This window comes from Aeromonas rivuli, assembly GCF_000820045.1.
Classification (GTDB): Bacteria; Pseudomonadota; Gammaproteobacteria; order Enterobacterales; family Aeromonadaceae; genus Aeromonas; species Aeromonas rivuli.
Map to the genome: position 1 here is coordinate 1 of NZ_CDBJ01000008.1, position 650 is coordinate 650.

The following is a 650-nucleotide window of genomic DNA, read 5'->3' on the forward strand; positions in this document are numbered from 1 at the left end:
GTGTCGCCGGCCTTGGCTTCCGCTGGCAGGCCGACGTTAACGTCTACCTTGCCGCTGATTTCGGTGCGGTCGATGGTGCCGTCGTTATCTGTGTCTTCGGTGATGACCACGGTCGGCGCGCCAGTGGCGGTGGTGTCACCCATCACTGCGCTGTCGCTGCCTTCAGCCGAGACGTTACCGGCGGCATCGACGATGGTGGCGGTGACAGTCAGCTTCACGCCGTCCGCCGGACGGTCAAACTCGTAGCCCACCTTGCCGGCGCTGATGTCGGTATCGCTCAGCACCCGGTCGGCCTGGCCGCTCACCTTGAGGGTGTCACCCGCCTTGGCATCGGCCGGCAGGCCGACGTTAACGTCTACCTTGCCGTTGATTTCGGTGCGGTCGATGGTGCCGTCGTCGTTGGCATCCTCGGTGATGACTACGGTCGGCGCACCGGTCGCGGTGGTGTCGCCCATCACCGCGCTGTCTTTGCCTTCTGCCGAGACGTTACCGGCGGCATCGACGAGGGTGGCGGTGACAGTCAGACCGGCGCCGTCTGCCGGGCGGTCAAACTCGTAAGCCACCTTGCCCGCCGTGATGTCGGCATCGCTCAGCACCCGGTCGGCCTGGCCGCTCACCTTGAGGGTGTCGCCCGCCTTGGCTTCCGCCGG

1 protein-coding gene is annotated in these 650 nt (G+C 66.5%); it reads right to left on the bottom strand.

Annotated features, from left to right (window positions below; all coding sequences use genetic code 11):
* Positions 1–650 (bottom strand): hypothetical protein (locus BN1130_RS22510; protein WP_042039754.1); only part of this gene is annotated, 650 nt, incomplete at both ends.